Below are 13753 nucleotides of genomic sequence, written 5' to 3' on the forward strand. Positions count from 1 at the left end.
CCGCAATATTGTGATCAGGGGGATCAGCGACGCTCATATGTCGGGAAATCGGCACAAGGGGGCAGATGCGGCGGTGGGGAATTCCTTCCGGAAGTGACCGCAACCCGTTGTTTTCAAACCGATTACTTATCATTCACCCGAGGCATGTGCATCGTTGCACGCCCCCTGTGCAGATCGACCAGATCGGGGTTTGAGTTTTTTTGAGTATTTTCAGAAAGATGACAATGACGGTCGTGCCCAGAACGGAAGCGCCCCTACGCCCGGCGCTCCGACCCACCAGGCGGGCGGTGATGGGTCCGCGCTTGCATGATCTGCAAGATGCGCCAGCACCATGCGGGTGCAGGCGAGATAGCCGGGATGATCCAGAAAGGGTTCATCGGCGAGGGTAAAGCGGCGCGCCGCTCCCGAGAGCGAGCCATCGCCCCAGAGGCGACAGCAGCGACCGCTGTGCTGGTGGTGACGCAACGCCAGCCCGGCCCCGGCAAAGATCTGCCTGCACAGCCGCTGCCGTTGCGCCGGGGCCACCGCCAGCAGGGCCCGCGCAACAGAGGTGACATCGATCGGCAGAACCGGACGGCGCATCACAAGAGCCTCAGACGGCCCGCAGCCCCTGCGCCGTAACGCGCCGATATCTGCGCCACCTCGATCTGGTCGCCGGGGGCCACGGCATCGGTGGTTTGATCAGACACCGCATAGACCCAGGATGGCTGGCTCAGCTGTTCTTCGCGCAGCACCCTGTCCCCGCGCAGCAGACGCAGGCGATAGCGTTCCTGATCTTCCCCCAGCGGAATGTCCTCGCCCTCCCAGCGGTCCGCATCAATCCGTCCGCGCCGGATCCAGCTGAGGGTCACGTCGCCTGCGCCCAGCGCGCCGCTCTGGTGCAGATGCACGGGGGCGTAGGGGCGCAGGCCTTCGCCACCAAATGCCGCCTCAAGATGGGTGTAGCTTGAATCATCATAGGGGCGCGCCGCAGAGCCGATGCGATAATGACGATTGAGCCCGCGCTGATTGGCGCTCAGCTCGATTTGATCCGGCACGCCATTCATGGCCACGACATAGGATCCCTTGGGCCACAGCGGCGGCATCCGGGCATCGCTGCCCTGCAGCCCGCGCAGACGATTTGAGAGCAGATAGCGCCCGGGCGCAATCAGCTCGGCGGTGGTGAACTGGAAGAGCTCCCAATTGGCCGGGCTGCCATCCCCGATGGCCATCAGGTTGGCCCCGTTCAAGACCGCCTGCGGGTCGCGGCCATGAAGCTGGCCGTGGATCAGGTCGACCTCCAGCGCAGCCCCCCGGTCCCAGCGCCCCAAAGGCCCGGCCGCAAGGGCGGTGTTTGTCACCCCGACCGTGGCAGACGCGGCGAGAATGTCCTCCAGCCCATAGTCTGCATCACCGGGCGCAGCATAAACCGCAACGCGGCCCGGCCAGGGGTCAGCGACCACCGCGAGATGGGGCGCATGTGGCAGCTCGTCCCCGCTGATGAGCGGCAGATCAAGGAACAGTGGCAGAACCGGCACTGGCGCGGCAAAGGGGGTCACGCCCGGCAGCTCTTCCTCCAGCGCGGGGCGGGTGTAGATCTCCGGGTCGATCCGCACCGCCTCTATCAGCTGGGTCTGGCCCTGCTCCACCCGGTCGATGCGATACTGCGCTGTGGGATTGGGGGGCTGACCATCCCGGCCCAGCGCGGCAGGGTCTTGGACCGGCAGGGTGATCACATCCCCCGCACCGATGCGCATCTTCGAGGGCGGCAGCTCAAGGCGCAGGCTGTCACGGGCTATGCGGGCCTCGCTCAGCCAGCGCTGGACGAGCTGGCGTCCCTCTGTGCGGGTCAGCGCCATGGGCAATTCCGTATCGCTCACGCCATGTGTGGCTTCATCCGGCAGGATCGCCTCTTCCACCCGCAGATCATGGGGGCCACCCCAGTCGACAAACCGCAGTCGTACCCGACCGGACAGCTCTGCCTGGGCGGCGCGTGTGCGTTCAACCGTGCCGTCGATCTCCTCGCCGTCAGCCAGCGCGGCAAGAGCAAGCGGCTGCGCCCCGCGACCTGATCGTGCGCGAAACTGCAAGAGCCCGTCACGTTCGATGGCATCGACCCCATGGCGCAGCAGCAAAGGCTGCAAAGCCGCGCGGGCCTCTGCGATGTCACTGACAGTGTAGCCCCGCACCAGACCCTCGACCCCCGTCAGGGCCAGCGCATCGCGGGAGAGCCCGGCCCCGAGACAGATTTCTTCAAGAACCGAGGCAAGGCTGCGCTGCCCGACCCGTCCATTCAGCCAATGGCCGCGCAGATAGTTTTCTCCGTCGCTCCAGATGCCCAGCGCATTGGGAAAGGTGGGAAAGGGGCGCGCGTCCCAGGCCCAGACATAGGCGTTGGACATATCCAGCATGGGCCCGCCGTAGATGTCCGAGATCGGATTTGTGCCCTCTTCCTGCCAATAGCCCAACACGGCCCGCAGATAGGCCAGTTGCATCAGGTCGTCACGCTGGCCATCTGAATGTTTGGGCAGTTTGGATTCCGAGCTTTTGGGGTCGAGAAACTTGTTGGGTTGATTGCTGCCCTTGTCGATGGCGGCGCATCCCAGTTCGGTGAACCAGATGGGTTTGCTTTCGGGCTCCCATGCGGTGGGCAAGGCTGCGCGCATGCCGTCTATGCGGTCATGATGGGGATTGGACCACCAGTTGCGAATATCCTTGTACCGCCACACCCAGGCCTCATCATGGGCGCCATCGGTGATCGGGGTGCGGATCTGGGCCGCTTCGGCGTCGGTCGAGTGGTAATACCACTCATAGCCTTCGCCCCCTTCAATGCCACCCCGCAGATAGTCGAGATCATAGATGCTGGGCGCACCGGCCTCAGCATCCAGATGATCCTCGCCTGCGCGCCAGTCGGACAGGGGCATGTAGTTGTCGATCCCGACGAAATCGATCTCCGGATCTGCCCAGAGCGGATCGAGGTGGAAATAGCGGTTTCCCTCCGGGCTCTTGTAGCCCCAGTATTCGGACCAGTCGGCTGCATAGCCGATCTTGGTCTCTGCCCCCAGTATCTGGCGCACCTGCTGGGTGAGATCGCGCAGCGCGGCAACCGCGGGAAAGCCCTGATCATCGCGGATCTGGGTCAACGCGCGCATCTCTGAGCCGATGCAAAAGGCCTCTACCCCACCAGCCGCAGCACAAATCGCGGCGTTGTGCAGGATGAAGCGCGCGAGGCCCCAATCCTCTGGATCGCCGCTATAGGTGACGCTGCCGGGGCTGGCAGGCTGGCCGTTCTGCGCAGCCTTGCCCACGGTGATGGAGAAATCCGCAGCTGTCACCTGACCAAAGAAGGCCGCAACCTCGCTCTGCGCAGCGGCACTGCCATCGGGGCTGCCGGTCTGCCCCGGAGCCACAGACAGGGTGATCCGCCCCCGCCAGGGCAGATGCGGCTGTCCGGTCTGACCGGTCCAGGGATCGGGCAGGTCATTGCCTGCGAGCTGGTCCATCAGGATGAAGGGATAGAACATCACCCGCTGGCCGCGCGCCTGCAGCGCATGGATGGCCTCCATCACCGCCTGATCGGTCGGGGTGCCACCATAGATGGGCCGGTCTTCCACCCGCGCGATCAACTCCGCCTCCGCCCGACCAATCCCGGCAACGCCCCACGGCATATTGGCGCCTTCGACCTCGTGCCGTTCTACCTTGGGGCGGATCTGGCAGGCACCGCATCGCAGGTCATTGCCAAACCACGACACGATCAGCGAGGCCGCACCGCAGTTTGGCAGCTCTGCCTCCAGCGTATCGAGAGAGGTGACAAGGTCGCTCTCTCCCGAGGGGCTGTGAGAGTTGGCAGGTTTGGCCTGTCCGGGGCCGTGATCGTAATGCACCGGAGTGGCGGCCAAGGCATATTCGCCCGTGCCCGGCATCAGCGCCACCCCCTGCACCAGTTGGGGCAGGTCCAGATCATAGCTGCTGCTGTCGGGCTGTTCGGCGCGCAGCACTTCGAACGAGAACTGCGGCACCCGGTTGCCAAAGCGCTCCAGCGACAGGTTCTCCATCACCACATAGGCGGTGCCGCGATAGGCTGGCACCTGCCCTGCACCCTCTATCGCCTCCATCACCGGATCGGGCGCCTGATCCATTGTGCCCCGGTAGACCGTCATGTTGAGATCCTTGGGCGCCACCTCTTCGCCATCGGCCCAGACACGGCCGACATGGGTAATCTCTCCCCCGCAGACCGCAATCGCCAGTGAGACGTCATAGCTGTAGCTGGTGACCTGGGGCTGGCGCGCGCCGCCGCCCTTGCCGCCGCCCCCGGTGGTGGTAGTGGTTTCGCGAAACTGCGAGGCCCAGATCACCTGCCCGCCAACCCGCATCCGGCCAAAGACCTGCGCCACCGGCTGGCCGTCGCTGGCATGGGTGAGGCGAAAGCGTTCGACGCGGCCGGTCTCTACCGGTTCGCTGCCTGCCCCAAAAAGACGGCTGTCGATGGCGCGCCCCACCGTGGCCCCAAGGGCGCGACCAATCGCAACCGAGGACAGGCCCGCAACAGCCCCACCCACAGATCCACCAAGCGCAGCCCCCGCTGCCGACAAAAGAATGGTCGCCATCACATCACCTCTTCACCAACTGCGTCACTGTCTGCATCGCCCTCGCCACGCGTGCTGCTGCACCCGGCAGGCGCCTGCATCGGAAAGCCAAAGCGCGCCACGATCCGCCGCTGCCAGGGCCTGCTGAGCGCGGTTTCCACCACGCCGTGGCCGCAATAGGCGTGGATGAACCGCGCGGGCGCATCAACCGCGGTCTGGATCGCCACATGTTTGGCCACTGCACCCGCGCGCATGCGAAACAGGATCACATCCCCGATGGCCGCCGCCTCACGCGGTTTCGGCGCGAGGTGGCGCAAAGCCGCCCGCCACAGCGCCTCTTCACCCTGTGGTTCGGACCAATCCATCGTATAGGCGGGCGGCTGCTCGGGCTCTGTTCCGTAGCAGCTGCGCCAGACACCCCGGATCAGCCCCAGACAGTCGCACCCGGCCCCCAGCGCAGAGGCCTGATGCACATAGGGCGTACCAAGCCATTGGCGCGCAGCCGCGACGATCATGTCACCTGTTGGCTGGCTCATCTGCGGCTCCCCCCGGTGTTGCTGCCGCTCTGGCGCGGCACGCTCATCACCCAGTCCTCGCCCGGAATGTCGGGAAACCCCTGAAAGTTCGTAACATTGTCAAATCGCGCCCTGCAGGTGGCAAACCGCTTGTCGCAGCCTGCCGTCAGGCGGATCGCGTCTCCGGGCCTCAGCGTGGCGCGGATCGGCTCCCACAGGGTGAGACGACGGTGGCTGCCCTGGGGGTCAGGCGCGGTGATCGCATCCCCAAGACTGCCAGCCACGGTTTGGTCGCTCTTGATCATCGCCCAGAGCCCACGGGCCTCGCCGCTCAGCACATCAAGGCGCCCGCCTGCAAACCAGCCCGGTTCAAACCCCAAAAGCGCTGCAAACGTCAGAAACTGCGCATCCTCAAGACCCGCAACCGACGTCTCCAGCCGATACCCCGGCGTGCTGAGATCAAAGCCACACTGCCGATCGCCCAGAACCGCAGTGCACGGTTTCTGGTAGATCCGCCCCATCGGCTGGTTCAACACCTCCGTCAGGCCCCGCAGCTCTGCCTCAAACGCACCACCTGCGCGGCGGATCTGGCCGAAATGGCCCCGAAACTGCAGCCAGCGCACCGAGACATCCGCCCAGTTCACCAGCCAGCAGCGCACCTCGGCGCCATCAAAACGGCCCGCGTCGATCTCTGCTTCTGAAATCGCCACATCGCTCAGCGCGCCAAGCGCCTCGCTGTTGTCGATGGCTAGCCCCGTCGCCTGTTCCAGACTGCGCGCGTTCAGCCCGGTGCCCGCGCGAAAGCGCAGATCCTCAAAGCCCGCCGCATCCGCGCCAGTGGCGCCAAACTGCAGATCGCAGTCGTGATCGGTAAACCCATAGCGCGCCCCGTCCACGCGCCGCACCGCCCAGCAGCGGCACAGCGTCGTCAGCCCGGTGGCGAGATGGGCCTGAAACGCCGCGCTCATTCCGCCCTTGGCTGCGGTTGGTGTCTCTGGCCCGCTCATACCCGCAGCTCCACCACCGGGACGTTCGGCACATCACCGGCCTGAAAGGAGGCAACGCTGGTCTGGATCCGGTCCGTGTCAAACCGCACCGGCACGTCAAACTCGAACCCCGCCCGCACAGCAAGGCCGGATTCCGGCGGGTGAGTGAACCGGATCAGGCCGGTCGATGCATCAAGGGTGTAATCCACCCCCTCCTGCAGCGCGTCCTGTTCGACACCCACCCGCACCGACCCCACCACGGGTTTGCTGATCGGGCGATCATAGCTTTGTGCGCCAGAGCGATAGCTCTTGGTCAGTTGGAACTCCTGCCGGACCCCATCCCCCATGCCGATGACCTGATCGTCAAAACGCACCTCCTGCGACGCGGCAGAGGATTTGTAGTCGGACCAGTCTTTCCAGCGAAACCCGTACATCTGGCCCTGGCGCGCCTCGAAAAACGCGATCAGGGCCTCGATGTCTTCGAGGCTGCGCAGCCCCAGTCCCGCGTCATAGCGGCGGCGCGAATGGGCCCAAGGGGTGTTGCGTTCTTCAAACCCATTGGCAAGCGTCACCACATCGGTGCGCCGCTCTGGCCCGCCGATGGAGCCAAAACTCAGCGATGCGGGAAAGCGTACGTCGTGAAAGCTGGGGGCGATTGGGGCGGTCTGGTCCATGTCAGATCTCCGGAATACGGTGGAAAGAAGAGGCAAGCCCGTGACCGGGCGGTGACCGGGCCGTGCAGTTTGGGCGGTATCTGTGGGCCGTATCTGGCAGGCTAGCGGTTTCGACTGCCCCGGCTCAGGGCGCGGCTCAGCTGGGCGGCGATCTGGCCCTGACTGCGCTGAAACCCCTGCACATCGGGCGTCTGGATGTTCATCACCACCTGGGTTGTGCCACCGCCCCCGGCCCGCACCCCAAGCGCGCCATCCGCCGTGCGCGCAAGCGGCAGGATCGCCTCGGGTCCGGCTTCGCCCATCAATCCGGTGCCGCCGCGCATGGGAAAGGACACAGGCCCCGACACCACGCCCCCACGGGCAAAGGGCATCACGCGCCCCTGCGAAAACGCCGCCCCGTCCGCAAAAGGCAGCAAACCGCCAACCAGCGACTGCATGCCATCAGACAGCAGCCCGCCGACGTGTTGGGTCACGGGCTTGATGGCGGCGGAATAGGTGGTCTGGATCATCGAACGCGCCATTGTGTCCAGCGCGTCCGACAGCTTCATACCGTCAAAGACCACCCCGTCAAAGGCGCGCCGCAGCCCCTTGGACATGCCGCGTTCCAGGGTCTGGGCATCCTGCTGGGTGGCAGCAAAACCCGCGCGCACCCGGCGCAGCTCTGCATCGAAACTCGCCGCCATAGAGGCCGCATCCCCCAGCGCTGCCCCAAGGGCATCACTGCGCTGTTCCAGCTCGCTCAAGTCGCTGTCGGCCATGTCTCGGGCTCCTTTCGTGGTGTGGTGTCGCGGTCGGGGTCATCATCGGTGTGGGCTGCGTCCGGAAAGGCGCGCATCAACGCCTGCAGCCCGTCGCGCGCCAGCGGCCTGTCACCGCTGTCCTGCCCCAGCATCAGCCGCAGCTCAGCCGGGGTCAGCGCCCAGAACACCGCAGGGGGCAGACGCAGGTGACACAGGCCCGCCCGCATCAGCGCACGCCAGTCCAGGGCCGGTGCATCACGGGCGTCATTCATGCCGCTGCCCCGGTGCCAAAGCTCAACGCCAGCAGCTGGGCCGCAACCTGCGCCGCACGGACAGGGCCGCCGGTGATCTCCGCCTCGGCAAGAGTGACCGCATCAAGCGGCTGGCCACCGCCCTGAAGCCCCGCCACCAAAAGCGCCAGCACATCGGTGGCAGAAAACCGACCCTCTTCGAACCGGGCAACCAGCGCGATGAGAGAGGGTTCCTCCAGCTGCGCCTCAAGCGCGGCCAGCGCACCCAGCGTCAGGCGCAGTACATGCACCACGCCATTGATCTCCAGCGCGACCTCTCCGGCGTGGGGATTGGCCTGAGTGCCAGCGGACATAAACCTCTGGGCGGCGAAGCTACGGGGGGCTGTCTGATCCATGCCGACCCCCATCAAATCGCCGTAAAGACCAGCGCACCGGCACTGGCCAGCGACAGCTCGTAGGTGGCTTCGCCATTGTGGCTGCCTGCATATTCCAGCGCCGTCACCTGAAACGGGCCCTCGACGATACCGAAATCCGGGATGATCACCTGAAAGGCGGGTGTCAGCCCGTCAAAGAACAGCTGGCGGGCCCGTTCATCCGTGCCCGCATCGCGAAAAATGCCCGAGCCAGAAATATTGGCAGAGCGCACCCCGGCCCCCGCCAGCAGTTCGCGCCAGCCACCCTGGCTTTCCAGGCTGGTGACATCGACACTTTCGGCGTTAAAGCTGATCCGCGTGGCGCGCAGCCCTGCGATGGTTTCGAACTGGCCATCGGCGGTCATATCCACCTTGACCAACAGATCCTTGCCGTTCTGGGCACCCATGGTGTTCTCCTTTGATCTAGCGATGTCTGACCGGCGCCAGTTTCAGCTGAACATTGCACGCCAAGCCATTGGTTTGACTTCATATTTTCCGGCAGCGGGCCTCAGGCGTCCTCTACCCGTGCGGCAAAGCGCAGGGCGATGCGGCGGCCCCCGGATTTCGTGCGATTGGCGACGGCCCGGTCAAACCAGAGGCCGACAAGCCGCCCCCGGCTGAGGGTCAGCTGCGCCGCGGCCAGGCTGTCGCAGATGGTGGCCGCGATGCCCTTTGCCCCGGCAAAGCCCGCGGTATCGGTGTGGATTGCGATCTCGACCAGATGGCGCGCGCCTGCGCCACTGCGATCAGAGCGGTCCTGCACATCCTCGGGGCCGAGGGTCACATAGGTCTGGGGCAGCGCCCCGGCCGGCAGCGCATCATAGATTGCCGCGCCCACCTGCGCCGCAAGCGCGGCGTCAGTGCTCAGATGCTGAAAGATTGCCTGCTGCAACGGCAGGGCCAAGGCATAGGTCATGCGGTGGTCTCCTCTGTCACGAAACAGGTGAAGTAGCGTTGATCGGGGTCGCCCTCTGCCACGGCATCGATGCGAAAGATCCGGCCCCCGTCGCGAAACCGCTGATCCGGGCGTGGTCTGGCGCTGTGGCCCACCGGAGCCGCGCGCAATGTGATGCGGTAGCGTTGCAGCGACAGGCTGGTGCCCAGCCGATCGGTGCTGCGCCCGCTGAGCGCGCGCATCTCGCACCAATGTTCACCAAGCACCTGCCAGGCCTCGACGTGACCGCCCGCGCCATCCGAGGTGCGGCGGGGATCTTCGAGCATCAGGCGGCGCGACAGCCGGGGTTTCAACGGGGCGCGATAGGGGATGGGTTTGCCAGCCATGTCACTGCCCTCCTGTCAGGATAGGACGCGCGCCCAGTGTCACCCGCAGCGGGCGATAGCGTTCGATAAGGGAGCTGACGCCAAAGGGCATACAGCCCCCCTGCAGGCGCAGATCATCGCGGTATTCGTAGTAATGCGCCGCCAGCATCAGGACCGCCTGTGCCAGATCGCCGGGCACTGCGGCCCAGCTGCCTGCAAGCCCCGCGCGCAGCGTGATGCGGATCTGTCCGTTGCAGGGAATGGCCGGCAGGGTGGTGCCGGTTGCACATAGGCGGGGCTGATGGCTGTCCGGCTCCAGCCGGTAATGGCTGGCGGGGATCTCTGTCTCTGCGCCCTGGGCGTCAATCGCGGTCAGGGTTGCCACGGTCTGAACCGGGGCCAGCGGCAGCACATCCACCGCCGGTGTCTGCCAGCGGCTGACCAAGAGGGCAAAATCGCGGGCCAGGATCACCTTGGCGGTGCGTGCCTCGATTGCGGTGATCGCCGCGCGCAGATAGCCCAGCAGAACCTCATCCTGCAGCCCGCTTTCGTCAAACCCTGTCCCCAGCCGCAGATGCGCCTTGAACGCCTCTTTGGGCAGCACCTCCTCCGGGATGGGTGTCAGTTCACTCAACATCATCTTCACACTCCAAACGGTTGTCAGGTTTCGGTTTTCAGAAAAAAGCGGGGGATGGATGCGCGCGCTGAACCAGCGACGGACGAAGGAGGAGCAGCAAGACCACCAGCCCAGATCGCGCGCATCCGGTGGCGGGGTGGTACCCCGCCATCAGGCTGCGCGTCAGCTCAGCCCGAATTTCAGCAGCTTGATCGCGGCAAAGTCGCTGACGTCACCGCCCACCCGTTTGGTGGCATAAAACAGAACATGGGGCTTGGCGCTGAAGGGATCCCGCAGCACCCGCAGGTCGGGGCGTTCGGCAATGGTGTAGCCTGCCGCGAAATCCCCGAAGGCCACTGCAAAGGCATTTGCATCGGCGTCCGGCATGTCCTCGGCAATTACCACGCGATACCCCATCAGCCGCGCAGGCTCTGCCGCGGCGAGACCATCGGACCACAGAAACCGGCCATCCGCGTCCTTCAGCTTGCGCAGGATCCCCGCGGTTTTGGAGTTCATCAAAAAGCTGGCATTGGCGCGGTACTGTGCCCCCAGCGCATAAACCAGCTCGATGATCGCATCGCCATTGCCGATGTCGCCCTCGACGCCGGTGGTCGTGTAGCCGATGTTGCCCCAGCTCCAGCTGGTGTTGGCGATGGTCGGGTGCCACAGAATGCCGGTCGGTTTGTCGTTGCCGTCGCCGTTGATAAAGGCGGCCGCCTCCGCGCGGGAGAATTTGTCGGCGATCCGACCCGCCAGCCAGCCTTCAATGTCAAAGGCGCTGTCATCCAGCAGTCGCTGGGACGCCTTGGGCAGCGCCGACAGCTCATGCAGCGGAATGGTCACCCGGTCGATGACCGGCGTTGCGGTTTCAGCGACAGGGCCGGTTTCATTGGCCCAGCCATGACCGATATCGCCGTGGTCGATCAGCACGTCATAAGAGGTCGCCTCAACCGTCACCACCGACGCAACGGCGCGGATGGAGGCGGTGCTGCTGAGCACGGATTTCACCGTCTCGGCTGTCTGCGGGTCCACCAGATAGCCGCCATCGCCATTGACGGTTGTGCTCATGGCTTTGGCATCCAGGTCAAGCCCGCGCAGGTCGCCATCATCGCCAGAGCGCAGATAGGCATCAAAGGCCTTTTGATGCGGCGCGGCGGCCATTTCGGCACTGGCAAGCGGTGGACGCTGCGGGGTGTGGGATTTGCGATCCAGCATGGTCATTCGGTCCTCTGTCTGTTTCAAACGGGCTGCAACATCACCTTTGAAGCCCTTGAATTCATGAATGAATTCACCCACCGCCTGTTTCACCTCCTGAAGGGGTGGCAGGCTGGCTTCGGGCGACTGCGGTGTTGGGGGATGGTGGGTCATCGCGATGGTCCTTTGCGGTTTCGGGGCAGCATGGGGATCTGATTGCGCCAGATCCGAAGGGGCTTGCGGGCGCGCTCAGCCCGGTTGGGGCCGTGTGGTGCCAGTGCAGGCGCCACGAAGCAGCTCGCAGATTTCAAGCCACAACCGGGTTTCGCGCGGCTCCGGTTCCGTGGTCTGTCGCGCGCCCTGCGGCGCGGCCTTTTGCTGGGTGTCCGTGCGGTTCAGCCGGGCAGACGGCAGCATCGGAAAGGTGACCAGCGAGACCTCCCAAAGGTCCACCTCGCACAGCTCGCGCCCGCCGCCAGGCCGCGGGCTGGATTTGCGGGTGCGATAGCCGATCGAAAGCCCGTCCAATGCGCCCGCCGCGATCAGGGCCGCCGCCTCTGCGCCCTTGTGGGTGCGCGTCAGGATGCGTCCTTTCACATGCAGACCACGGCTGTCTTCGGTGATCTCGTCCCACACGCCGATCGGTTGGGCCGGATCATGTTGCCACAGCATCTTGACCGAAGAGCCAAGCGCGGCGCGGTCCTTGAGAGAGGCGGCATAGGCCCCCGGACGCACCACATCGCCGCCTTGATCGGGACGACCAAACAGGCTGGCATAGCCCGTGATTTCCACCGTGTCATCCACCGCCTCTGCAATCCTGAGATCGCTGCCGAAGCGTGCGAATTTATGTTCCAAATGCGGACAAAACTGCATCACCTTCTCCTGTTATCTCATTGAAACCATGTGCATTACTGCACTGCCAAAAAGGACTGAAACGCCTGAGCAAGGATCACTGCGGCAACGCCATAGACCGTCAGCCAAAGCCGCCGTTCCATCCGCTCCAGCATCATTTCCAGCTGTTCCTGGCGCCGCGTCATGGCCTGCTGCTGCACCTCTGCAATCCGTTCATGGGCGCTGAGGCGCAGACCGGGAGCGCATTCAAATGGCGGCGGGCTGAGGTCAGTCATCGCCTGCACCCTCCGCCATGGGAGGCAGGCCCAGCAGGCTGCGTTTTTCGGCGGCGGTCAGGAAATCGGCGCTGCTGACGCGGCGCCACTGGGCCTCGCGTTCGGCAGCAAGTGCAGGCACCTGATCAAGATCAGGGCGCAGCCGCAGCGCAGCGTCCCCACCCCGCGACAGCCAGTCCGACAGCGCCGCCGTCACCCGCGCCACAAGGGGCAGGACCGTCAGGCGATAAAAGGCACGGTTGGCCTCCTGATAGTTGGCATAGGTCGCATCCCCCGGCAGCCCCATCAGCATGGGCGGTACCCCAAAGGCCAAGGCGATCTCGCGGGCGGCGGCCTCTTTGGTCTGCTGAAATTCCATGTCCGACGGGGAAAAGCCCATCGGCTTCCAGTCCAACCCGCCCTCAAGAACCATCGGGCGACCGGCGTTGCGTGCGCCCTGATAGTTGGCCTCGATCTCTTCGCTCAGGCGGCGGAACTGATCCTCTGCCATCAGGCCCTGGCCGTCACCACCGCTCCACACCAACGCCCCCGAAGGGCGCGCTGCATTATCAAGGAGCGCCTTTGACCAGCGCGACGCCGACGTATGCACATCCACCGCCATCGCCGCAGCCTGCATCGCTGAAAACCCGTAGTGGTCATCCTGAGGATGAAAGCTGCGCAGATGGCAAATGGGGGAGCTGGCAGAGCGCACATCATAGCGGTGCCTGCGACCCGAAACCTCGTAGTCATAGGCCACCGGCCAGCCATCGGCACCGGGCACCACGCTCATCCGGTCGGGGCGCAGGATATGCAGCTCAGTCGGCAGGGCGAACTGTGCCATGTCCTGACTGCCCGCGCCTTCGATATAGGCATTGCCGCTCAGCAGCAGATGGCCAAACAGCGCTTCGAGAAATTCGGCCCGGCCCTGCCCGCTGTTAGGGCGGTCCAACAGCGCCAGGATCGGGTGGCTGTCATAGCGGCGGTTGTCATCCTGCAGAACCAGCGGCAGGGCGGCGGCGGCCTCGGCGATCATCTTGACCGCGCGGTAGCCGACGGGATTGGCAGCAAAGCCATTACGAGTGAGCGCCCCTGCGTCCCGTGGGCTCCACCCCGGAGCAGATGCACCGTGCCAGCCGATCACACGCGCGGGGGCGGCTGTCTTCGTTTCAACGGGCTTGGGTTTGCGCCGCAGGACGTCAAAGAACATGGTCCATTCCTTTTGCCGGGCGGGCTGTCCGGGGCGTCTGATCGCCGGAGAGCCGGTTGCGTCTTGAGTGAGACCTTTATGCCGCGCAGATTTGAATGAAATTTGAGCGATGCGTTCGCACCCCATGCAACACCCGGCCCAAACCTTTGATAAAACGCATGAAACGCCCGTTGCATGGCGGGCGTTTCAAGGCGTGGTTCCGGGGCAGGCTCAGGGCCAGAGGTGC

Annotated in this window: 16 protein-coding genes; all 16 read right to left on the bottom strand. The window is 65.0% G+C overall.

The genetic code is table 11. From position 1 onward, the window contains the following. Window positions 1-210: 210 nt before the first annotated feature. The gene (locus KUV39_RS04195) at window positions 211-582 is read right to left on the bottom strand and encodes a DUF7742 family protein (protein WP_244998205.1); all 372 of its coding nucleotides are present in this window, start codon (window positions 580-582) and stop codon (window positions 211-213) included. Further along, the gene (locus tag KUV39_RS04200) at window positions 582-4586 is read right to left on the bottom strand and encodes a baseplate multidomain protein megatron (protein WP_222459007.1); all 4005 of its coding nucleotides are present in this window, start codon (window positions 4584-4586) and stop codon (window positions 582-584) included. Before KUV39_RS04200 ends, KUV39_RS04195 begins: the two co-directional genes overlap by 1 nt. After that, window positions 4586-5101: an NlpC/P60 family protein gene (locus tag KUV39_RS04205; RefSeq protein ID WP_222459008.1), complete on the bottom strand. Its 516-nt coding sequence runs from the start codon at window positions 5099-5101 to the stop codon at window positions 4586-4588. The genes KUV39_RS04200 and KUV39_RS04205 overlap by 1 nt, the downstream gene beginning before the upstream one ends. Next, the gene (locus KUV39_RS04210) at window positions 5098-6087 is read right to left on the bottom strand and encodes a DUF2163 domain-containing protein (protein ID WP_222459009.1); all 990 of its coding nucleotides are present in this window, start codon (window positions 6085-6087) and stop codon (window positions 5098-5100) included. The genes KUV39_RS04205 and KUV39_RS04210 overlap by 4 nt, the downstream gene beginning before the upstream one ends. Then, window positions 6084-6740: a DUF2460 domain-containing protein gene (locus KUV39_RS04215; RefSeq protein WP_222459010.1), complete on the bottom strand. Its 657-nt coding sequence runs from the start codon at window positions 6738-6740 to the stop codon at window positions 6084-6086. The genes KUV39_RS04210 and KUV39_RS04215 overlap by 4 nt, the downstream gene beginning before the upstream one ends. A gap of 101 nt (window positions 6741-6841) precedes the next feature. Further along, window positions 6842-7498: a phage tail tape measure protein gene (locus tag KUV39_RS04220; RefSeq protein ID WP_222459011.1), complete on the bottom strand. Its 657-nt coding sequence runs from the start codon at window positions 7496-7498 to the stop codon at window positions 6842-6844. Then, entirely contained in the window at window positions 7480-7752 is a 273-nt protein-coding gene (locus KUV39_RS04225) for a rcc01693 family protein (RefSeq protein WP_222459012.1), read from the bottom strand. Before KUV39_RS04225 ends, KUV39_RS04220 begins: the two co-directional genes overlap by 19 nt. After that, window positions 7749-8084: a gene transfer agent family protein gene (locus KUV39_RS04230; RefSeq protein WP_008560222.1), complete on the bottom strand. Its 336-nt coding sequence runs from the start codon at window positions 8082-8084 to the stop codon at window positions 7749-7751. Before KUV39_RS04230 ends, KUV39_RS04225 begins: the two co-directional genes overlap by 4 nt. A 53-nt stretch (window positions 8085-8137) precedes the next feature. Beyond that, window positions 8138-8551: a phage major tail protein, TP901-1 family gene (locus tag KUV39_RS04235; RefSeq protein WP_008560508.1), complete on the bottom strand. Its 414-nt coding sequence runs from the start codon at window positions 8549-8551 to the stop codon at window positions 8138-8140. 101 nt (window positions 8552-8652) lie between these two features. Next, window positions 8653-9060 (bottom strand): DUF3168 domain-containing protein, encoded by a 408-nt coding sequence (locus tag KUV39_RS04240; RefSeq protein WP_222459013.1) that lies wholly within the window; start codon window positions 9058-9060, stop codon window positions 8653-8655. Further along, window positions 9057-9425 (bottom strand): head-tail adaptor protein, encoded by a 369-nt coding sequence (locus tag KUV39_RS04245; protein ID WP_222459014.1) that lies wholly within the window; start codon window positions 9423-9425, stop codon window positions 9057-9059. Before KUV39_RS04245 ends, KUV39_RS04240 begins: the two co-directional genes overlap by 4 nt. Before the next feature lies 1 nt (window position 9426). Beyond that, window positions 9427-10044, bottom strand: coding sequence for a head-tail connector protein (locus KUV39_RS04250; RefSeq protein ID WP_222459015.1), 618 nt, complete (start codon window positions 10042-10044; stop codon window positions 9427-9429). Window positions 10045-10203: 159 nt separating this feature from the next. Then, window positions 10204-11388: a phage major capsid protein gene (locus tag KUV39_RS04255; protein WP_222459016.1), complete on the bottom strand. Its 1185-nt coding sequence runs from the start codon at window positions 11386-11388 to the stop codon at window positions 10204-10206. Window positions 11389-11463: 75 nt separating this feature from the next. Continuing rightward, window positions 11464-12087 carry an HK97 family phage prohead protease gene (locus tag KUV39_RS04260; RefSeq protein WP_222459017.1) on the bottom strand — a complete coding sequence of 208 codons (624 nt, stop codon included), beginning with the start codon at window positions 12085-12087 and terminating at the stop codon, window positions 11464-11466. Window positions 12088-12122: 35 nt separating this feature from the next. Then, the gene (locus KUV39_RS04265; protein WP_037302322.1) at window positions 12123-12341 is read right to left on the bottom strand and encodes a GTA head formation protein, RCAP_rcc01685 family; all 219 of its coding nucleotides are present in this window, start codon (window positions 12339-12341) and stop codon (window positions 12123-12125) included. Next, window positions 12334-13527, bottom strand: a complete 1194-nt coding sequence (locus KUV39_RS04270) for a phage portal protein (RefSeq protein ID WP_222459018.1) — start codon at window positions 13525-13527, stop codon at window positions 12334-12336. Before KUV39_RS04270 ends, KUV39_RS04265 begins: the two co-directional genes overlap by 8 nt. Window positions 13528-13753: the final 226 nt, after the last annotated feature.

Source organism: Phaeobacter italicus (assembly GCF_019801785.1).
In the GTDB taxonomy this organism is placed as follows: domain Bacteria; phylum Pseudomonadota; class Alphaproteobacteria; order Rhodobacterales; family Rhodobacteraceae; genus Phaeobacter; species Phaeobacter italicus.